The sequence below is a fragment of the Puia sp. P3 genome, assembly GCF_050632245.1.
Taxonomy (GTDB): domain Bacteria; phylum Bacteroidota; class Bacteroidia; order Chitinophagales; family Chitinophagaceae; genus Puia.
In genome coordinates, this window is the sequence record NZ_CP192583.1 from 5,254,708 (window position 1) to 5,274,538 (window position 19,831).

The following is a 19,831-nucleotide window of genomic DNA, read 5'->3' on the forward strand; positions in this document are numbered from 1 at the left end:
ATTTACCTCTTATGCAGTCGAACCGACGAAAGAACGTATTCATCTCCGGGAGCGCTTATGAATACGGTAAATTTGGCGACAAGGGAAGAGATTTTATTCGGGAGCTGGCCAGAACGCTATTGCGCAACGACTTTAGGATCATCTCTGGCTTCGGCACCGGGGTAGGCAATTACGTGGTTGAAGGCGCCCTGCACGAGATCTACGTCAACAACGGACAAAAAATGACCGACCGAGCTCCGCATCTTCCCCTTCCCCTCCAGCACCGCCCTGCTCGGGGACGTCCACACGAACTACCGCGACGACATCATCTCTCAGGCCGGAACAGCCATCTTCCTCTTCGGTAACAAACTCGAAGATATCAGCGTCCGCGAAGCCGGCGGCATGGAAAAAGAATTTGAGATTGCCCGGTCACACGACGTCCTGCTCATACCCGTCGGCGCATCGGGCTATATGTCCGAACGACTCTGGAAACACCTCGTTGGACAGTACGACGACTATTTCGAGAACCGCGAAAAATTTGACTGGTACCAAAAACTCGGCAACCCCCAAACCCAGCCTGACGAACTGATCGAAACCATCCTCCGCATCGCTGAATGACCAACTCCCCCGAAAAAAGTAGTCACCACCCAATGAGCACCCACTTTCCGCAAAAAACATTTACCACCCAATGAGCACCCACACGAAGAAAAAAGTATTCATCAGCTTCGACTATGACGAAGACAAATCGCTGAAAGACCTGTTCATCGGCCAGTCCAGAAACCCCATATGCCCCTTCGAAGTCATCGACAACTCGCTGCAGGAAGCCGCCCCCGAAAAAGAATGGGAAAAAAAGGCAGAAACAAAAATGAGCCGCGCCGACATCGTCATCGTCCTCCTGGGCGCTAAAACCCATCGGGCACCCGGCGTTCTAAAAGAAATAAGACTCGCCAGGCAGCTCAAAAAAAGATCATCCAGCTAATCGGCCACAAAGACGGCAAATACAAAAGAGTCCCCCATGCCGGCAGACTCTACAGCTGGACTCGGGAAAACCTCGAAAAACTCCTCTGCTGACCCCGGTCCCCCCATTCTCTACAACTCCAGCTCCGACAACACGTCCTTCCGTGACGCCTCATTGGCCAGGATGGTCACCGTCATCGGCAACGCAGTCCGATACTGCTCACCGATAGAGATCTTCTCTCCCGGCAAATACGCAAATTTGTTGTCAAATGCGAGCACCTTCCCGATGGAGATGATATACCCTCTGTGGACCCTGCAGAATAAGTCGGGAGGCAGGAGCTTCTCCCATTGCTTCAGCGTAACAAGCACAAGGGCGGTAGGCTTGTCTTCCATAACCAGCCGCGTATAATTCTTACGGGCCTCGATATAAAGGATATGCTGAAAATCGACTTTTACATACTTGCCTTCATGGCGAATAAAGAAAAAGATTGCACTTACTTCGGTTTGCTTACAAAAAATAGAGTTTAAGACGGGTTGCGACAAGTCGTCGGTAGCGACGTCTAAGTAAAGGTGCAATACACTTATCCGGATAGCGCCTCCAAAAGAAGCACGTAATTATTCCGCTTGTCCGGAAAGAACTTGGTTGCATAGTCAGGCCTCAAGACGCAGAGTTTTGGTTATGATAAATAGAGTTGCAAATTTTTCCGTCACCATGTTCCAATGATCCGGATTTGAAACATGCTTCAATCCTTTCCATTTCAGTATTGTCGGCAACATTGTGGGATTGGAAAGCAGTCAGCAGTTGTTAGTAATATTCCTGATACTCAGGCGACATAGGCGGTCTTGGCAACAAAAACAGCAAGGGCCTTGTAGAAACAAACCCCTGGTGGACTCAATAAGTCACATGAGAAAACACTACACTTTATATAACTAAAAACAAACGATTTCAGGTCTAATGAAGCGGACTCGCCATTCAATCAATCTATCGGGTAACCCTAAATGTCAGTCAGACGTGTAAATTAGAAACTTCCTCACCAGGTTTTCAAAAAACTACATTAAGCCTCGTATCCACTACACCAATTGTCGTTTTTTAACCACCAGTCTCTCCGGTTTTAGCAACCCTTTAGCAGCCCACAACCTCCGGCCCAACTCAAGCCCTCGCGCGCCGCCCCCAATTCACCCTTACCATCCCGAGGTCCTCCCCCGTCCCCCAAAAATTAAAAAACCCACCGGATTCACTCCCGGCGGGCTAAAAATAATTATCACAAAAAATCCCTATTTATCTTAATTGTTAACTAGATTGCAAAAAGAATTCGGCAAAAATTTGCCACAATAAAAAAAGCCCCATGTAGAAACAAAGGGGCGCTAACGATTGCTTGCCATATGAAAAAAGGTAGTAATATCTTTTTTGCTGATTATCCCGGCTTTCCAGAATCGACACCGCTCGATTCATCCGTGAAACGGATATCAGTTGACGAATGAGCCTCTAACGAATGCCTGTTTGACGATTGCTGCCATATTTTTTCATCTCATTCTCTGCAGTAAAGGTACGACGCGAAAGCCCGGCATTCTAGTCAACTTATGGATGAGTTAATCATGTCAAAATGATCTTTTTTGCGTTGAAACCCTTTACAGGATTGAGTTTTTGGATAATCCCTTCATTATGGCCAACCGGTTCTCAGATACCTTATTCCAACTTATACATTCTCTTGAAAAGTCCGAAAAAAGACACTTTAAACTGTACATCAAACGGAGCTCCACCAAAGAGGACCTCAAGATCGTACAACTATTCGACGCCCTCGACAAACTCAGCGACTACGACGAAAAAAGTCTTCTGAAAAAACTCCCCGGCATCGAAAAACCCCAACTCAGCAACCTCAAAACCCATCTCTACAAACAAATACTCGCCAGCCTCCGCCTCCTCAAAAGCGCGGACAGCATCGACCTGCAACTCAACGAATTTTTCGACTACGCCCATATCCTCTACAAAAAAGGACTCTTCCAACAGAGCCTCCGCCTCCTCGACCGCGCCAAAGAAACCGCAAAAGCCAACCAGAAATTCAACTTCCTGGTACAGGTCGTCGCACTGGAGAAGCGTATCGAGACCCTCCATATCACCCACAGCATGCAGATGCGCGCGGAACAACTGTCTGCCGAATCCCGCGAGGTCATCGACCGCATCGACATGGTCGCCCGCCTCTCCAATATGGCCCTGCTCATCTATAGCTGGTATATCCAGAACGGCCACTCCCGCAACGAAAAAGACGAAGCCCTCGTCCGCGAATACCTTAGAGAACAAATGCCCCCCAACGCCTGGCAACAGACCGGCTTCTACGAAAGACTCTACCTCTACCAGAGCTACAACTGGTACGCCTTCATCCGCCAGGACTTCCTGATGTACTACAGATACTCCCAGAAATGGCTCGACCTCTTCGAGGAACAACCCCTCATGATCCGCGTCGAGACAGGACACTATATCAAGGCCCTCCACAACCTCCTCAACGCCCACTTCGACCTGCGCAACTACCGCCAGTTCGAGATCACCCTGAGGAAATTCGAAGCCTTCGCCAGGACCGAACGCGTCATGGAGAACGACAACTTCCGCATCCAGTGCTTCGTCTATATAACCACCGCCAAGATCAACCAGGTCTTCATGCTCGGCAACTTTAAGGAAATGCTCCCCATGGTCCCCGGGATCGAACAACAACTCACCGAGAACGACCTCTTCATCGACCGCCACCGCATCCTCGGTCCTTAACTATAAGATCGCCTCCCTCTACTTCGGAGCCGGCGACTACGACACCTGCATCGACTACCTCCAGCGTATTATCAACGACCAGATGGACCTCCGCAACGACCTCCAGTGCTACGCCCGGGTCCTCCACCTCATGGCCCACTACGAACTCGGCAACTTCGACCTCATGGAGTCCCTCACCAAATCCGTCTACCGCTTCATGGCCAAACGCGAACGCCTCACCCGAGTCGAAGAAGAAATGTTCAAATTCCTCCGCACCTCCTTCCATACCTCGAGGTCCAGCCTGCGCGCCGAATTCGAAAAATTCCTCGAAAAGATCCGCGGCTTCGAAGGCAATCGCTACGAAGCCCGCGCCTTCGCCTACCTCGACCTCGTCTCCTGGGTAGAAAGCAAGGTCTCCCAGCGCCCCATGAGCGCCATCATCGCCGAAAAATACCAGAACAGTAAAAGAAAAATGCTCCCCGCGGAAACCACGGCCAAATCCGCCTAGCAGCGGCAGCCCCCCCCTCACCGGTCACCATCCTCCTCTCCGGTCACCACCCCGTCACCCCGGGCCATCACCCACCAAATACATCCTTCCACGCCCTCCGCGCGGCCCAATACCCGCACATCCCGTGCACACCCCCGCCAGGAGGCGTAGCCGACGAACAGATATACACCCCCTTCTCCGACGTCCGGTAAGGCGACCACCTCAGCGCCGGCCTCGTAAACAACTGCCGTATATCGATGATTCCCCCATTGATATCCCCACCAATATAATTAGGATTATATTCCTCCAGCTCCGCCGTATTATATATATGCCGGCCCAATACCCGCTCCCCGAACCCCGGCGCAAACCGCTCGATCTGCCGCTCCATCGCCCCACTCATATCCACCACCGACCCGTTCGGCACATGACAATAAGCCCACACCGCCTGCTTCCCCTCGGGCGCCCGCGACCCATCCACAACGCCCGGCTGCACCAGCAACACAAACGGCCGCTCCGGATACCCACCCGCCGCAGTCATCGCCTCCGAAGCCACGATCTCCTCCATCGTCCCCCCAAGATGTACCGTCCCCGCATCACGGCAACGCTCATCCGCCCAGGGGACCGGACCGTCCAACGCCCAGTCCATCTTGTAGACCCCCATCCCATACCGGTACCGCCGCAGCTGACGCTCATACAGCGACGACCACCGGTGCCCGCCCAGCTGCAACAGCTGCCTCGGCGTCATATCCAGCAACAAAGCCCGCGAAGATGGCAACTGCGACAACGACCGCACATATTCCCCCGTCTCGATCTTCCCACCCAAACTTATAAAATACGCCGCCAACGCCTCTCCGATCTTCCCCGACCCACCCCTCGCCACCGGCCAGCCACGAACATGCCCCAGCGCCATCAGCACCAGCGCAAATGAAGAAGTCGCAATATTATCCAGCGGCTGAATAGCATGCGCCGCCATCCCCGCCATCAACCCTCTTACCTCCCTTCCCTCAAACCTTCCCGCCAGACTCGTCACAGGTTGCAACGCCTTCACCCCAAAACCCGCCAAACCCAAAACACCCAAACTACCCCCACGACCGGCCGATCCATCACCCCCCGCCGGAACCCCACCAGTCAACCCCGGCCATCGCAACGGCCCCAGCAACTGCGGCGCCAACAAACCCCAATCCCTCACAACCGGCCCCATCATCCGCTCATACTCACCTCTATCCCTACCAAACCCCGACGCAGTCTCCTCCACTCCCCCACCAACAACGCCGCCCCACCCCCGTCAAAGGATGCGCCGCCGCCACCCGCGGATATACATACTCCAACCCAAACTCACCCAACGGCAACCCGCTGAAAAATGGCGATCCCGCCGCCATCGGATGAACAGCCGAACACACATCATGGATAAAACCCGGCAACGTCAACTCCTCCGACCGCATCCCCCCGCCAACCGTAGCCGCCCCCTCCAGCAACAAAACAGACAGCCCCCGCTGCTGCAAATAAATAGCAGCAGCCAGACCATTGGGACCAGCCCCCACAACAACCGCATCAGCATCCGTCCTATGCATACATAAATTTACTTCTTCAAATTTTGCCACCAAATTCCCCCGATCACCAAGCCCATCCCGCCAACCGTATAGGAAGTTATAGGCTCCCCCGTCACCATATTCGCGATCAAAAAGCCGGCCACCGGACAAAGGAACAACCAGAACGACGCCCTCGCCGCATCCTCCCTCAACAAATACAACCACAGCTGCACCGCCCCTATCGACACCATGATTGCTAGCCACAGGATCCCACCCCATGCATCCCCATTCCATAAATTCATTTCCGGCTTATACAACAACACCGCCAGCGGCAACAAAAATATCCCACCCATCAAAACCTGCCAGCCATTGAGCGTCATCAGATGCATACCTCCCCAGTCCGCCCGCGAAAAATAGAACACCCCGACCGAATACGATACCATACTCACCAACAGGATCAACAAACCCGCCGGCGTAGCCGCGCTGTTCCGCAGCAATGGCCAGGCCGCCAGCACCACCCCTGCCATACACAACACCAGCGCCACCACCGTCACCAGCTTCAGCCGCCTGCCCAAAAATACCGTCGTCAGCAAATTGATAAACACCGGACTCGTCGCTACAGCCAGCGTCCCCAGTCCCGGCGACACCTGCTGCATCGCCAGCACAAACAATCCCAGATAAACACTGTTGTTCAACAACCCGTACAAAGCCAGCTGCCCCCACTCCTTCCCCCGCGGCAGACGCCTGCGGAGTATTCCCTGCGCCACCACGATCATGATCGTACCCGCCAGGAAGAACCGCACCACGCAGATCACCAACGGCTGCGCACCCCTCAGACCTATCTTCGTCGCCGCCGAAGCAGAAGCCCACAGAATCGCAAACACCAACCCAATGACTAAAGACAAAATCCTTTTTCCCGCGTCCAAAACAATTACTTAAATTTATAATATAATAACACCTCCAATGAAAAGTCTAGTCACCCTCCTCCTTTTCCTCCCCTTCACAACCACCTTCGCACAATCCAAAGCCGAAGATAAGAAAGCGGCAAAACTGACTGCAATAAAAAACATGGTTGAATCCCAGAACTACGATTTTCAGGCACAGCAGGCCATGCCCCTCGGCGGCCGCACCCGCCAGCTGACAACAGACTACGACCTGAAAGTCACAAAAGAGGCCATCACCAGCTATCTCCCCTATTTCGGTCGGGCCTACACCGCACCCATCGACCCGTCAAAAGGCGGCATACAGTTCACCTCAAAAAACTTCGAGTACCAACTTACCCCCAATAAAAAAGACGGCTGGACAGCCGTCATAAAACCAAAAGACAACAGCGACGTCCAGTCGATGACCCTCAGCATCTCCTCCGAAGGCTACACAAACCTTCAAGTCACCAGCACCAACCGGCAACCGATCTCCTTTAGCGGCATCATCGTCGCCAACAAACCTCCCAAAAAGAAATAAGAGTTTTCACCAGTCCCATGTCCAGTTGCAGCAGGGCGACCTCGAGGCAGGCAACTACTTCATAGAAATTATCAGCGGTCAACATATCGATCGGCAGGAACTGATCATCCTCCATTGATCGCCAGGGTCCTCCCAACAGCACGATACTCCCAACAGCACGACACTCCGAACAGAAAGGCCCTTCCCGCGCAGGACGGGCCTTCATATTTCTTTCAATCCCGGGGCCAGTCACTCCTTCACCCCCAAACCGGGACCCTATCCATCAATACTTCCCATACAACCTCACCAGCCGGTCCGGATAGTCCGAGATCATCCCGTCTACCCCCAACCCAGCCATTGCCTCCATATCCTTCTCCTCATTGACCGTCCATGGCAAAACCTTCACCCCCTTTTCGTGCGCGATCTTCACCATAGCCGCATCGACCAGCCTGAAATTCGGACTGTAAATACTGGGTACAAAACCCAGATCATCCACATTCTTCCCGAACCCCGCCCCATTCTCCACCAAAATTGCCGTCACCTGCCCCGGATAATCCCGATGAACAATCCTCAAAGTCCGCGGATCGAACGACTGAATGATCACCCTCTGCAGGATCCCGCGGGACTTCACAACCCCCATCAGCAGAGACACGAATTCCTCCGGCGCAGGATGCGCCACCCCATCCCCCTCCGGACTGCACTTCGTCTCCATATTGTAATACACCGGCTTCAACCCCCGCCGCCTTACATAGGCTTCCACACTGTCGATCAGCTCGCGAAGCAACGGCTTGTAAGTCCTCACCTTCTCCTCGGCCCTGAAAACCCGGATGCGTCTTCACCCCTTCGACCCAACGCCTGATACTGTCATACTTCATCTTATATAGCAGATACCGCTTCTCCTCAGACTTCACGATCTCCGAACCATCCGGCTTCAGCATAAAGTCCGACGACATATACAGATCATGCGATACCACGACCTGCCCATCCGCGGAGATGACACAATCCAACTCCAGCGTCCGCACCCCAAGATCGACCGCATGCAGCATCGCCGGGATCGTATTCTCCGGCATCAGGCCCCGGCCTCCCCGATGAGCCTGCACATCCAGCCGCTGCTGCGCTCCTGCCATCATAGCAATACCACTAAAACAAAAGGAAATAAGAATTCGTTTCATGAGCGCGAATATCCAAAAAATAGCCCACCCCCTTGCATTATATTCCTATTAAGTCGACCGCAATACTACTATTCAACTTCTCTTGCGACGCTCCGTTCATCGGGAACAACTCTATTCATCAATATCGCAATTCCACCGTCCAACAGTCCTAGACCTTCGGCGGACCTGCTTCGCCACGGTCCTTCTCGGTCGTACCCTTCGCTATCGCTCGGGTACCCTTGATCTGGCTGTCCTGTACCGATGCCTACGGCATCTGGCGGGGCCTACGATGGGCCGCCTACCGGCGTCCAAACAGAACTTCGTCAAGGCTTCGTCCCTCGCCTTGACTCGTTCGTTCCCTTCGCTACGCTCGGGAATCCCTCGGTTTTAGTCCCTCGTCACCGCCCGATACCTCGTCGGCGACATCCCCATCACCTTCGTAAACCGCTTCGAAAAATAATACGGATCATCAAACCCCATACTCAGCGCAATATCCTTTATTGACTTGTCCGTGATCCCCAAATGCTGACTGGCCTTCTGCATCTTCATCTGAATAAAATAGTCTATCGGCGCATACCCGGTCCGCTGCTTGAACAAGCTCGAGAATCTGCTGGGCGAATAGTTATACCGATGACTCAGCTCATTCAGCGTGATATTCTCATTGATATGCTCCTGCATGAACAATATCGCGCTGTCGATACAGTCAACCTTCTCCGTAGGACTCGCCACAAAATGCTTCTGGTTATAAATGAACAGCGTAATAAAATGCGACAGACACATATTCGCGAACAACAGATTGTCGATACTATACCCCAGCTCAAGCGCCTTGTATATTTTTGAGAACAACGCCACAGTCTCCGTACTGCTCCTTACCGCATGCGGCTTGAAATGATTTTGTATCACCGGCAGCGAATTGAAATTCGGCAACAGACTCCCCCGAAATGCAGCCAGTAGATCGTCCACGGATCATCCTCCGAACTCGCATATGCATGCTCCACATTCTGAGGCAGAATAAAGAACTCGTTCGGCCCCACCTCATATTTTTTGTCACCTATCTTATACCAGCCATGCCCATCCACACAATAGAACAGGAAATTCTCCGGCAGCCCCTTCTTCCGGTAGGTATAGTGTCCCGCCGCCCGGGGATAATAACCAAGTCCACAGATATACAACTGGCGAAGCAATGCATTATTTTGAACACGCGACTTGAGTACGGATTTAGGTATCTCTATCCGCTGCCTCCCGACCCCATGCCAGATATTCTTGTGAGACCCCACTTTATTCTGTTCCATTGTCGTAATTTAGTATAACTCCCTCTAAGGAATCGTTAATTCCACCGAATCTCCGGAGTAAATATAAGCATGCTTTCAATACGACTATCCCTCTATATTATCCTCTCACTCTGCCTGACCAAAACCTTTGCGCAATCTCCCGGCAGCTACAATATCCAATGGTCCACCCCAAGCCACAACTCAGGCGAATCCATGCCCTGCGGCGGCGGTGATATCGGCCTGAATGTATGGGTGGAAAATGGTGACATCCTGATCTACTTCTCCCGTAGCGGTAGCTTCGACGAGAACAACGCCCTCCTCAAAGGCGGCAGACTCCGCGTCCGGTTAAACCCCAGCCCCTTCCTGAACGGTGACTTCAGCCAGCAGCTCAACCTTCAGCAAGGCAACGTATTCATTAAAGCCGGATTAAAATTTCAGGCGAACATCTGGGTCGACGTCTTCCACCCCGCCATCCACGTCGACCTTAAAAGCAACACACCCGTCAGCACCACGGCCACCTACGAAAGCTGGCGCACCACCGACCTCGAATCCACCGGTCGCGCCAACAACGCCAACTCTTATAAATGGGCCGCCAAACAAGCCCCCGGCGGAAAAGTCATCACCAGCAAAGACAGCATCCGTTTCATCGACAACCAGGTCGTCTTCTTTCACCACAACCGACCCGCCCCTACTGTCTTCGATGTCACGGTCCACCAGCAGGGACTCGACTCCGTAAAAGACGAGCTTCCCAATCCACTGAACAACCTCACCTTCGGCGGCTCGCTGCAGGGCGCCGGCATGATCCCTGAAGGCACCACCACCGGACGGTATATAAACACGGACTTCACCGGCTGGCGCCTCCGATCAAAAAAAACAACCCGCAACCAAAACATACTCCTCGTCCTCGCGACCACCAACCACAACTGGCAGGACACCCTCGACGCAACCGTCCGCGAAGTCACCCGGCACGCCGCAACAGCCGAAGCCGCCACCAAAGCCTGGTGGCAATCCTTCTGGCAACGCAGCTTCATCTTTACCGGCGCCGAGGCCGAAACCCCCGGGTCCACCCCTGGCCAAATCCAACCCCGATACCACATCCCCACAGTGGCAGATCGGCCGCAACTACCAGCTCTTCCGCTACATGCTCGGCTGCAACGCCTCCGGCCACTGGCCCACCAAATTCAACGGCGGCCTCTTCACCTGGGACCCCTCCCTGACAGACTCTTCCCTCCGCTATACACCCGACTTCCGCAACTGGGGCGGCGGAACCATGACCGCACAAAACCAACGCCTCATTTATTTCCCCCTCACCCGCAGCGGCGACTTCGACATCCAGCGCCAGCAACTGGACTTCTATCTCCACCTGCTACGCACAGCCGAACTCCGCACCAAAATATACTGGGGACACGGCGGCGCCTGCTTCACCGAACAACTCGAGAACTTCGGCCTCCCCAACTCCGCCGAATACGGCTGGGACATGGCCGCCGGCCACGACAAGGGCGTAGAATACAACGCCTGGCTCGAATACGAATGGGATACCGTACTCGAATTTTGCAGCATGATGCTCGACCAGCAACTATACGCCGGAGCCGACATCCACGACTACCTCCCCTTCATCGAAAGCTGCACCGCCTTCTTCGACGAACACTACCAATACCTCGCAACGAAACGCGGACGCCGTCCCCTCGACGGCGAAGGTCACATCATCCTCTATCCCGGATCGGGCGCCGAGACCTATAAGATGGCCTATAACCCGAGCTCAACGATCGCAGGCCTCCACACCATCCTCACCCGCCTCCTCGCCCTGCCCGATACTTACGGCAACGACTCCACGCGAAAAGCCTGGACCGCCATGCTCAAACGCATCCCCCCAATACCCATAAGATTCTTCGACGGCCACCCCACCATCGCCCCCGCACTGGCCTGGTCCCGCATCAACAACAAAGAGTGCCCCCAGCTCTACCCCGTCTTTCCATGGGGCATCTACGGCGTCGGCAAACCCGGCCTCGACACCGCCATCAATACCTGGAAATACGACACCGACGCCATCCGCTTCCGGTCTTATATCGGCTGGAAACAAGACAACATCTTCGCCGCCCGCCTCGGCCTCACACAGGAGGCGGCAGACCTCACCCTAAAAAACTCGCCAATTCCGGACGACGCTTCCCCGCGTTCTGGGGACCGGGATTCGACTGGACACCCGATCTCAACTGGGGCGGCTCCGGCGCTATCGGCCTCCAGGAAATGCTTCTCCAGACAGACGGAAAAAAATACTCCTCTTCCCCGCCTGGCCAACCGACTGGGATGTCCACTTCAAATTATACGCGCCTTACTCCACCATCGTCGAGGCCACCCTGAAACACGGCAAACTCACCGGCCTCAAGGTCACCCCCGAAAGCCGCCGCAAGGACGTCATCCTTCTGGGCGCGCATACCAATACTTAAAAATTGAAATTCGAACTCACCCTTACCCCCGTAGAAGATACACCAGGATGGTCGAGATACGTAAACCTCCTTACCAAATCCACCCGAAAAATATTGAGGATATTATAAATCCCTACACTCGCCTCCATATAAGGCTTCGCTCCCAGCGAAAACGTAGAAACGCGACCATCCGTCAGCGGAAACTGAATCTGCATAGTATTCACCGCCGGATTATTCTCATTCCGCAGCCCGCCATAAAGGATCTTGGCCCCGATCACTTCCCTCAGCCGCAACCTCTTCAACCCCGGCACCTTGTTCAGAAAAATCCGTTGAAGAAATGATCCGCATTCAGACTCGCATAGTGATCGCTGACAAATTCCCCGACATTCATCATATTGAAGGCACGCAGACTATAGAAATAGGACGGATTCCCCGGATGGATCACCAGCAGCGGGAAAGGCAGCGTGCCCCCAAGATAACCCGCGTCCAGGTACACATCGGTAAACCCGAACGGAGCCACATAGCAGCGCTTATAAACGTTCAGATGCAGCGCATCGGAATTGAACTGGCCGCCATACAGCCCCTTAATGCCCCTCGTATACTGCAGCGTGATGATAGGGTATTTATTGATGACATTGACACGCGCTGCCTTGTTCTGAAAGAACTGCTCATGCGGCGCCCAGCGCAGCGTCGCCGACATGCTCGCCCGTTGTGATCTTTCGAATCGTATCGGACCGGTCCGTAAAACGTTTGTACACATACTGCAGGGTTCCCGTAGGCCGCTGCTCCCAGTATTTCGTCCCGAACGTGAACGACAGATGATTCCCATATTCACGCACGTATGACGCCTTCGCGATATGATTATACAGCCACTTGGAATTATCGCCGTGGCTGAAGGACGTAAAGAAATTACTCGCCGCGGCAAAAGCGTTCTCCTGTCCCAGCGACTTGGCGTCATCCTGATAGCTCACCTGAACATAGTGCAGCGGAAACGTATAGATCGACTTGTTGTTGAAAGCATAGGACGCGCTCGCATAATACTTCCAGCGATTATCCTTCTCGCCATAAGCCACATATGACTCCCCGAACCACCGCGTACTCAGCTTGGTATTGCTACGCCCACCCAACGCCAGCCGCTGCCCCTCTATCGGATTGAACGTATAGAAACTGGCGATCGGACCCACATCCACCTTCCCCGCCGACTTATACCCCGCCGTAAACATCGTGATATAATCCATCAGCCTCCGGTAAGACTTCATCTTCACCAGACTGTCTGTATTGGCATAGGTCTTCGTCTCCGTCCCGCTCAGCGGCGTAAGCCGGCTATCCGTCCAAAAACTGTCGGTCTGCATTTCCGCCTTCACCAACGTATCCACAGACGCCCCCTTCAACAACGAATCCGCCACTACATCGTTCCGCAGATTATTGACCGTGATCTGCCGCTCTCCCACCACACCGGGCATCCTCGGCCACGGACTAAAGTGGCGATCACATCCGAGTTCGACAAATGATACCGGCCGCTCGGACCCTTCTCGAAATCCTGCTTTACATTGAAATCCTGGATCCAGTTGAGATTGACATGCTTGCTGGCCCCCAGCTCAACCCGCCGTATCGCATAGTTGCCATCCAGCGTGATGTACATTGTTCCCCGGAAAAGCAGGTCTTCCGGATTGCGCGGAGTAAAATACAATTCCACCAGCCGCTGACCGTTCTCCTCCACCGTGTCCCGGATAAAATACATATAAAAGGTCGGCGCCAGCTCGGCCACCGGACTCACGAACTGCATCGTAAAAGCCGTGATCGTATTATCGTAAATATTGATATCCTCGTACAGCCGGTTGAGGATCGTGCTGATCCCCTTCATATCTATGAACTCCCCATAGTCCACCCCCTTCCGCCCAAGGATCAGCTTCTTGTTCTTCGAAGGCTGCTTCCGGTAATAGTTTTGAGAAAAGACTTCTTCGATGTAGATGGGGACCAGCGATTTGCCGGGAATGATCACCGTATCCCTGTTCTCGAACATAAAATGATACCGCTTGAGCAGCTTGTTGTCGACGATCAGTTTTGGAGGCTTGTCCAGCAACATCCTCGTCTTCTCGTATTGTTCGTAGGAAAGATAACCGTCCGCGCCGGGACCGTTCTGCGCCTTATGGGCGATCACCTGCCGGATCAGCTCCACCGCAGGATTATTCTTATTCCGGTATTTTGCCTTCCGCCGCGTCGTCACCACCACATCCTTCAGCGTCGAGTAAGCCTTCGAAAACAACACCTCGATCCTTCCATCGTCTTCCCCCGACACGTCGACGGTCTGCGTTTGATATCCGGCCGCACTAAATACCAGCTTCTGCTTCCCTATCCCTATCCTGATATGAAAATTTCCCGCCCCATCGCTCAGCACACCGTGCCCGCCGTTCAAAACACGGACACTCACGCCGGACAAGGGAGCACGGGAAAGAGAATCCTCCACCACGCCGGCGATCGTCCTCGTCTGGCACATGCCGGTCAAACAAAATACACCGGCAAGCAGTAGCAGAATGATCTTTTTAATTGTGGGAGTCAGGTTTATTTTATTTAAGCGCTCACCGTAGGATGGCAATATAGCTAATTAATGGCTAACTTCATATTAATGAAAAAGATAGGCCTTATAGGAGGAATCAGCTGGATCCCCCTGATCCATATCGCCTCCGCCACCGCAGCCATCGATTACGCCTCAACCTCCAAATCATGATACTCAACATCACCAACGGGGACTACACCATCTCCACCGACAAGGATAAACTAGACATCCCCTTTATCCACTCCTTCCTCTCCAAAGAAGCCTACTGGTCTCTCAATATTCCTCTCGATACCGTAGAACGAGCCATCGCCGGCTCCCTCTGCTTTGGCGTGTACCATACCCCTCAAACAGGGCAACCCACCGAGGGTCGATCCCAGGTCGGTTTCGCCCGCATCATCACAGACTACGCCACCATCGCCTACCTCGGCGACGTCTTTATCACCACTCCTCATCGCGGCCGCGGCCTCTCCAAAATACTGATGCAACAGATCATGACCCACCCCAACCTCCAGGGCCTCCGCCGCTGGGTCCTCCTCACCGCCGACGCGCACGAGCTCTACCTGAAATTCGGCTGGAAACCTATACCCCACCCGGAAAAATACATGGAAGTCCACGACCCGAACGTGTATAAAAAATAATGACCTACCGGCTCACCCCCATCCATACCGTCATCCCCCCTGCCCCCGATTATCCCAGGCATAATAAGGCACCAGCCGCACCTTCACCGCCTGCGCCGGCGCCTTTGACACTTCCCGGTATAAAGCCGACCCTCCATCCGGCAATAGTTTTACATTTCCCTCCAGTCCCACCACCCTGTTCCTGCCCATCCTCATCTCCACTAGGGTAAACCGCGCATCTGCCGGCACCTCCACCACTGGAGACCGAAGCCCCCGCCGGCATATCCATGGATTCAAGACAATATACAACTGGCCCCCTCCTGACCGCAACCTGCCCGCGATCCTCCTCCACCAGCGGATTGGCCTCTACCAGTACCGCCGGCATCGGCAGACTAAGCTCGACCACATCACCCACCTTCCAGACCCGGCGGACCTCGGCATACCGACCCCTTCAAGGCCAGCGGCAAAGGACTTCCCGTTCACCCGCACACCCGCTCCATGACACCATCCCGGTATACGCAGCATCATCGAAAATTCCTTACCCGAAGTCCGATGCAACACCAGCCGCACCTTCCCGCTCCGGGGATAGTCCGTCACCTGCCCTATCCCAACCTCCGATGTCTCCAGCCTGTTCCCTCCATAGAGATTGACCCAGATCCCCTTCTCATTCACGCTGTATGCATAGTCGCTGACCTCCGCAATGGTCCTCGCCAGATTCGGCGGACAGCAATTCGACAGCCGGATATATTCTTCCCTTCCCCCCGACCACCGCAGCGTATACGGGAAATCCCGCGAAGCACGCAACGGATTGGTATAAAACCAGCGGCCCCCATCCAGATTTACTCCCGAAAGGACGGAATTGTACAACGTTTCCTCCATCACATCCGCATACTGCGCCTTCCCTGTCAATAACAACATCCGCCAGTTCCACAGCACGTTACCGATATTCGCACAGGTCTCGTTATGCGCCGTCGCGTTGGGCAGCTGATAGGCCCGCCCATACGCCTGATGAACTTCCTGTATATCGGGAGGACTATAACTAACGGCATCCGGCGAGACCCCGTCGTACAACGCCCCGCAACCACCCGTTATATACATTTTGTGTTCCGTGACATCTCTCCAGATAGAATCCAGATTTTTACGCAGAGATTTGTCGCCCGTCTCGGCTACCACGTCCGCCACGCCGGCATAGAGGTAGTTGGCCCGCACCGCATGCCCCATCGCCGTATACTGCTCCCGGAAAGGGATCCGGTCCTGATTGTCATCCGTCCCGCTGCTGACCAGCCCGCGGATATTGATCAGGTTCTCAGCCAGCTTCAGATACGCCGTGTCGCCCGTCGTCCGGTACAACTCGACAATACCCATATAATGGGAAGGACAAATGGCATTTCGCGCCAGCTCAGGTGAACTGCGCTTATAAAAAGCAGCCAGATAGTTCGCCGCCTTTATTGCCGCGTCCAGCAAAGTCCTTTTACCCGTAGCCCGGTAGTGTACACAACCCGCCGTCATCAGATGCCCCATATTGTAGGTCTCGAAGTTGAGCCGGTCTTCAAATGCCGCATTCTTGCCCGGATGATTCCGCTCCGCAATGATAGTCGGCGTATGTATATATCCGTCAGGTCGCTGACACTTCACGATGACGGCGATCGCCAGATCCATCAGACTGTCGAGCCGCTGGTCCTTCGTAACCGCATAGGTCGCGGCCATCCCCTCCAGCAGCTTGTAAAAATCGCCGTCATGAAAAGGCGGCCCCGAATGCGAACCCGTATCCAGCCCCGCCGCGATCCGGAAATTCTCAAACGCATGGCTGATACCGGCGTCCGTATATATCTTCCAGAGATGCGGCAGCATGGAATCCCGGCAAACCTCGAAACGCTCCGCCCAGAACCCCTTCGTCCACCTCACCGCACTCATGTCTACCTTCGACAATACGCTATAGCGCTGGGCACTGACACCAACACCTACACCCAAAAACAAAATAGCGACAACCCAGCTTCTTCATAACAATTCATTTAATACCTTATATACACTGGCCCCAGCAACCCCGCCGGCAACAAACTTCCATCTCCCTTCCACGGCGAAGTCGTCCACGTGCTACGCCGCGCCTCCGGCAACCGCTGATCGCCCGTCAACCGGTTCGCCCAGGTATTTGTCACCAACACCTTCAACTGATTCACTCCCGGCCTTACCGCCCTGGTAACATCCACCCTATTACCCGTCCAAACCGTACCGCATTCAACCCCATTGACAAACACAGTCGCAATATTGTCCACCACGCCGAGATCGATATCCACCCGCCCCGCATTCTTATCCGACGCGAACGAAGTCGTATAAACAGCCGTCCCCGAATAATAACGCACCATCGAATCCGCCGACCGGCTCCAGTCGAACAGCGAGTCCCTGTGAACCGTTGCCCCAGATCCAAACTCCACCACCCAGGGCCCTTTAACCCGCACCATCTCATTCTTCACCTCTTTCTTCTTAACCACTCCTGGTCCCCCTTTTTTCCTGAACACCAAAAACTCCGAACCCGACACCCCCAACTTGACCGGCACACTGGTCCTTCCCCCACTAACCTTCCACCCTGTAGCATTCCCAATTTCCCCCGTCACCGGGTCCCATATCTCCGGCTGACGACCCGCCACCCGCACAGACGCCGTAAAGTCGCAAGGCCTGCCCGTCTGATTCGAAATAAAATAAATATCAAACCCATCCCCCGTCCTATGCGTATACGCTATACCCGGACCTCCCCTTCAAAATCCCTCGGAATACCCACCCGGTCAAGCGTCGAATCCCGATATGGTCCAACCATCACCCTGGACAACAGTTCTCTAAAAACACCCTTCACCGCCCCATCATTCCCCATCAACCCCAGGTCGTGATAGCCAGGCACCCCCGTCGTATCGACCACCACCTTCGCCCCCTCCTTCACCAACTCCAGCAACTTCACTGCAGAAGCGGCACTCATACCCCCCGCATCCGGATTCATTACCGAAGCCCCCGGCAACACCAGCAGCCCGTAGCTCGCCCCACCAGGCAATACAACCCTTCCGTCTTTCACACGCGCCAGCCGCACCAGCACATCCGGATTATAAGAATCATAGGCATATCCCCTCAGCGGATCGACCCATTCCAATGGGTCCGTAATATTCGCTGAATGCACCACACCCGAAGGCACCTTCGTCGTCGGCGCACCGATATTCTTCAACCTGACCTCCTCCCCTTCACCCGCTCAGCACCCACCAGCCCGGACAACACCCCAGCCAGCCGCTCCGGCAACACCGCCCGCCGCGGAACCTCCTCGCCCATATACACCGCCACATCCGCGACCGGCCGCCCCTGCTGCAACAACCACTGACACCGCCGCGTATAGTCGATCCACGCCTTGCCCTGCCTCCACCAGGTCTGATCCCGCTGGAAGAAATTTCCCACCCCGCCCAGCGTCATCCCCGGCCTGCGGTCCATCCACGGATTATGCGTAAAAACATGAAATACCATTCTGTTGATACCAAGCGCAAAATTGCGGTCCTCCAACGCCTTCAGCATTCCCGGATATTCGTCCCACCGCAGTCGCAGCTCAGTAAACGCCTCGGCCTGCACCACCGGCTTGCCATATACGTGAGCGCCCGATACCGCATCCAGCATATCGTTCGGCTTGTCATGCGTAGGACTCCGCTGCCAGAACTCCCCCATCGGGATATCCGCCTCGCTGTAATGAAGGATCCCGTCACTGGTCATCGTCGGCGCCACACTCTCCGCGCTGAACACACAGCCCTTCGCGTGCGCCAGCCGCGCCATGGTCACATAAAAATTATCGTGTACCAGCTCGGCAATAGTCTGGCGGATATCATGCAAATACCGCTCACTGCTGTCCGCCGAACCTACAGGCACCCCCGCCATCACCGGCAGCCACCGCAATAGATCATAACCCCTCCGCCGGCGAAACTCGTCCCTGAACACCGAAGACCAGTTCTGACTCCCGCATTCCCAGCTGTCCACATGAAAAATCGTAAGCACCTTCTTCGCCAGCCCGGGCCCCGCCCGCCTCACAGCCTCCCCAAACCATCTGTCGAACTGCAATTCCACCGTCAGGGCATCGAACTTATCACACTCTAGCCCCTTCCCACCCCCACCCGTGGCATTGGTATGCCCCGTAGACGTATGGCCAACACGTAAAATAGTCCAGTGCCCAGCCGGCGCACGCCACACCAAATGGCCGCCGCTGTCCGCAAACGCGCTCACATCCACGATCTTCCCCGGATCGATACACAACGAGTCCGGCAGCGCCTCCCGCGAAGAAGGCCGGCTGACCCGCCAGACCTCCCCATTCTTACCCTCATACTGATAAACAGCCGGCATCGCCGACAAATAGATCCCCCCACCTTCAGCGAGGGCTTCCACTTGGCGGCGTCCGGGTCCTCCGAACCCGGCTCCGAACCCGTCTTATCATATACAAACCGGAAATACCGGGCGGTAACCGCCGGTATAGTATGCGTCACATCCGCATCCCCATCCTCCCACCCATGCCTCGGCGGCTCCAGCCTCGCCACCCGACGCCAAACTGCCCCGTCATCGCTAGCCTCAACCAACAACCGCTGGGCCTGATAGTTATTAATGGCATGTATCACGATCGTCCGGCACATGAAAGGCCGGTCGAAACTATACTGTATCCAGCAACCCTCT

At 54.6% G+C, this 19,831-nt stretch carries 24 protein-coding genes and 4 pseudogenes; 9 read left to right on the forward strand and 19 right to left on the reverse strand.

The window, feature by feature from the left end:
• Positions 1-11: 11 nt before the first annotated feature.
• From ACQ86N_RS32975 to ACQ86N_RS32985, 3 genes are all read left to right on the forward strand, one after another.
• Positions 12-344 (forward strand): hypothetical protein, encoded by a 333-nt coding sequence (locus ACQ86N_RS32975; RefSeq protein ID WP_431210746.1) that lies wholly within the window; start codon positions 12-14, stop codon positions 342-344.
• Positions 268-597 (forward strand): hypothetical protein, encoded by a 330-nt coding sequence (locus ACQ86N_RS32980; protein ID WP_431217696.1) that lies wholly within the window; start codon positions 268-270, stop codon positions 595-597. Before ACQ86N_RS32975 ends, ACQ86N_RS32980 begins: the two co-directional genes overlap by 77 nt.
• Before the next feature lie 70 nt (positions 598-667).
• Positions 668-958, forward strand: a complete 291-nt coding sequence (locus ACQ86N_RS32985; RefSeq protein ID WP_431210747.1) for a TIR domain-containing protein — start codon at positions 668-670, stop codon at positions 956-958.
• A 110-nt stretch (positions 959-1,068) separates the two neighbouring features.
• Here ACQ86N_RS32985 and ACQ86N_RS32990 read toward each other — a convergent pair whose 3' ends face one another.
• Complete coding sequence (locus tag ACQ86N_RS32990; protein ID WP_431210748.1) at positions 1,069-1,512, reverse strand: LytR/AlgR family response regulator transcription factor; 444 nt, start codon at positions 1,510-1,512, stop codon at positions 1,069-1,071.
• A gap of 1,087 nt (positions 1,513-2,599) precedes the next feature.
• On the opposite strand from ACQ86N_RS32990, the gene ACQ86N_RS32995 reads away from it, so the two are divergent.
• Positions 2,600-3,694, forward strand: a complete 1,095-nt coding sequence (locus ACQ86N_RS32995; RefSeq protein WP_431210749.1) for a hypothetical protein — start codon at positions 2,600-2,602, stop codon at positions 3,692-3,694.
• An 82-nt stretch (positions 3,695-3,776) separates the two neighbouring features.
• Positions 3,777-4,181 (forward strand): hypothetical protein, encoded by a 405-nt coding sequence (locus ACQ86N_RS33000; protein ID WP_431210750.1) that lies wholly within the window; start codon positions 3,777-3,779, stop codon positions 4,179-4,181.
• A gap of 67 nt (positions 4,182-4,248) precedes the next feature.
• On the opposite strand, the gene ACQ86N_RS33005 is transcribed toward ACQ86N_RS33000, so the two are convergent.
• Genes ACQ86N_RS33005 through ACQ86N_RS33015 form a run of 3 tightly spaced genes read right to left on the reverse strand, consistent with a single transcriptional unit; the run spans position 4,249 to position 6,594 of the window.
• A complete protein-coding gene (locus ACQ86N_RS33005) occupies positions 4,249-5,415 on the reverse strand; it encodes a phytoene desaturase family protein (protein ID WP_431210751.1) in 1,167 nt (388 codons plus the stop codon).
• Positions 5,387-5,731: a phytoene desaturase family protein gene (locus ACQ86N_RS33010; RefSeq protein ID WP_431210752.1), complete on the reverse strand. Its 345-nt coding sequence runs from the start codon at positions 5,729-5,731 to the stop codon at positions 5,387-5,389. The genes ACQ86N_RS33005 and ACQ86N_RS33010 overlap by 29 nt, the downstream gene beginning before the upstream one ends.
• 8 nt (positions 5,732-5,739) lie before the next feature.
• Entirely contained in the window at positions 5,740-6,594 is an 855-nt protein-coding gene (locus ACQ86N_RS33015) for a DMT family transporter (RefSeq protein WP_431210753.1), read from the reverse strand.
• A 58-nt stretch (positions 6,595-6,652) separates the two neighbouring features.
• Between ACQ86N_RS33015 and ACQ86N_RS33020 the strand changes: the two genes are divergently transcribed.
• On the forward strand, positions 6,653-7,150 hold the full coding sequence (locus ACQ86N_RS33020; RefSeq protein ID WP_431210754.1) for a DUF4251 domain-containing protein: 498 nt from the start codon (positions 6,653-6,655) through the stop codon (positions 7,148-7,150).
• Here the strand turns inward: ACQ86N_RS33020 and ACQ86N_RS33025 are convergent.
• The 5 genes and pseudogenes from ACQ86N_RS33025 to ACQ86N_RS33045 all read right to left on the reverse strand — a co-directional run bounded on the left by ACQ86N_RS33025 (position 7,116) and on the right by ACQ86N_RS33045 (position 9,572).
• On the reverse strand, positions 7,116-7,355 hold the full coding sequence (locus ACQ86N_RS33025; protein WP_431210755.1) for a hypothetical protein: 240 nt from the start codon (positions 7,353-7,355) through the stop codon (positions 7,116-7,118). The genes ACQ86N_RS33020 and ACQ86N_RS33025 overlap by 35 nt on opposite strands.
• 57 nt (positions 7,356-7,412) lie before the next feature.
• Positions 7,413-7,931: a glycerophosphodiester phosphodiesterase family protein gene (locus ACQ86N_RS33030; RefSeq protein ID WP_431210756.1), complete on the reverse strand. Its 519-nt coding sequence runs from the start codon at positions 7,929-7,931 to the stop codon at positions 7,413-7,415.
• Between the two features lie 214 nt (positions 7,932-8,145).
• A pseudogene (locus ACQ86N_RS33035) lies at positions 8,146-8,301 on the reverse strand (glycerophosphodiester phosphodiesterase family protein); the annotation flags it as partial.
• 366 nt (positions 8,302-8,667) lie between these two features.
• Positions 8,668-9,243 carry a helix-turn-helix domain-containing protein gene (locus ACQ86N_RS33040; RefSeq protein ID WP_431210757.1) on the reverse strand — a complete coding sequence of 192 codons (576 nt, stop codon included), beginning with the start codon at positions 9,241-9,243 and terminating at the stop codon, positions 8,668-8,670.
• Positions 9,180-9,572: an AraC family ligand binding domain-containing protein gene (locus ACQ86N_RS33045; RefSeq protein ID WP_431210758.1), complete on the reverse strand. Its 393-nt coding sequence runs from the start codon at positions 9,570-9,572 to the stop codon at positions 9,180-9,182. Before ACQ86N_RS33045 ends, ACQ86N_RS33040 begins: the two co-directional genes overlap by 64 nt.
• Before the next feature lie 192 nt (positions 9,573-9,764).
• On the opposite strand from ACQ86N_RS33045, the pseudogene ACQ86N_RS33050 reads away from it, so the two are divergent.
• Together ACQ86N_RS33050 and ACQ86N_RS33055 are read left to right on the forward strand one after the other, a co-directional pair.
• Positions 9,765-10,523, forward strand: a pseudogene (locus tag ACQ86N_RS33050) (DUF5703 domain-containing protein); the annotation flags it as partial.
• Between the two features lie 169 nt (positions 10,524-10,692).
• Complete coding sequence (locus ACQ86N_RS33055) at positions 10,693-12,315, forward strand: hypothetical protein (RefSeq protein ID WP_431218018.1); 1,623 nt, start codon at positions 10,693-10,695, stop codon at positions 12,313-12,315.
• On the opposite strand, the gene ACQ86N_RS33060 is transcribed toward ACQ86N_RS33055, so the two are convergent.
• Genes ACQ86N_RS33060 through ACQ86N_RS33070 form a run of 3 tightly spaced genes read right to left on the reverse strand, consistent with a single transcriptional unit; the run spans position 12,291 to position 14,471 of the window.
• Positions 12,291-12,674 carry a DUF5686 family protein gene (locus ACQ86N_RS33060; protein ID WP_431210759.1) on the reverse strand — a complete coding sequence of 128 codons (384 nt, stop codon included), beginning with the start codon at positions 12,672-12,674 and terminating at the stop codon, positions 12,291-12,293. The genes ACQ86N_RS33055 and ACQ86N_RS33060 overlap by 25 nt on opposite strands.
• Positions 12,643-13,428: a DUF5686 family protein gene (locus tag ACQ86N_RS33065; RefSeq protein WP_431210760.1), complete on the reverse strand. Its 786-nt coding sequence runs from the start codon at positions 13,426-13,428 to the stop codon at positions 12,643-12,645. Before ACQ86N_RS33065 ends, ACQ86N_RS33060 begins: the two co-directional genes overlap by 32 nt.
• Positions 13,380-14,471, reverse strand: a complete 1,092-nt coding sequence (locus ACQ86N_RS33070) for a DUF5686 family protein (protein WP_431217697.1) — start codon at positions 14,469-14,471, stop codon at positions 13,380-13,382. Before ACQ86N_RS33070 ends, ACQ86N_RS33065 begins: the two co-directional genes overlap by 49 nt.
• Positions 14,472-14,698: 227 nt before the next feature.
• Between ACQ86N_RS33070 and ACQ86N_RS33075 the strand changes: the two genes are divergently transcribed.
• Positions 14,699-15,169, forward strand: a complete 471-nt coding sequence (locus ACQ86N_RS33075; RefSeq protein ID WP_431210761.1) for a GNAT family N-acetyltransferase — start codon at positions 14,699-14,701, stop codon at positions 15,167-15,169.
• Between the two features lie 30 nt (positions 15,170-15,199).
• Here ACQ86N_RS33075 and ACQ86N_RS33080 read toward each other — a convergent pair whose 3' ends face one another.
• The 7 genes and pseudogenes from ACQ86N_RS33080 to ACQ86N_RS33110 all read right to left on the reverse strand — a co-directional run bounded on the left by ACQ86N_RS33080 (position 15,200) and on the right by ACQ86N_RS33110 (position 19,549).
• Positions 15,200-15,445, reverse strand: a complete 246-nt coding sequence (locus ACQ86N_RS33080) for a hypothetical protein (protein WP_431218019.1) — start codon at positions 15,443-15,445, stop codon at positions 15,200-15,202.
• A 25-nt stretch (positions 15,446-15,470) separates the two neighbouring features.
• Positions 15,471-15,533, reverse strand: a pseudogene (locus ACQ86N_RS33085) (hypothetical protein); the annotation flags it as partial.
• Entirely contained in the window at positions 15,515-17,119 is a 1,605-nt protein-coding gene (locus tag ACQ86N_RS33090) for a glycoside hydrolase family 127 protein (RefSeq protein WP_431210762.1), read from the reverse strand. The pseudogene ACQ86N_RS33085 and the gene ACQ86N_RS33090, both read right to left, overlap by 19 nt.
• Positions 17,120-17,160: 41 nt before the next feature.
• Positions 17,161-17,799 carry a glycosylhydrolase-like jelly roll fold domain-containing protein gene (locus ACQ86N_RS33095; RefSeq protein WP_431210763.1) on the reverse strand — a complete coding sequence of 213 codons (639 nt, stop codon included), beginning with the start codon at positions 17,797-17,799 and terminating at the stop codon, positions 17,161-17,163.
• A 3-nt stretch (positions 17,800-17,802) separates the two neighbouring features.
• Positions 17,803-17,886 (reverse strand): annotated as a pseudogene (locus ACQ86N_RS33100) (hypothetical protein); the annotation flags it as partial.
• Positions 17,883-18,356 (reverse strand): hypothetical protein, encoded by a 474-nt coding sequence (locus tag ACQ86N_RS33105; protein WP_431210764.1) that lies wholly within the window; start codon positions 18,354-18,356, stop codon positions 17,883-17,885. The pseudogene ACQ86N_RS33100 and the gene ACQ86N_RS33105, both read right to left, overlap by 4 nt.
• Positions 18,353-19,549, reverse strand: coding sequence for a glycosyl hydrolase (locus ACQ86N_RS33110; RefSeq protein WP_431210765.1), 1,197 nt, complete (start codon positions 19,547-19,549; stop codon positions 18,353-18,355). Before ACQ86N_RS33110 ends, ACQ86N_RS33105 begins: the two co-directional genes overlap by 4 nt.
• Positions 19,550-19,831: the final 282 nt, after the last annotated feature.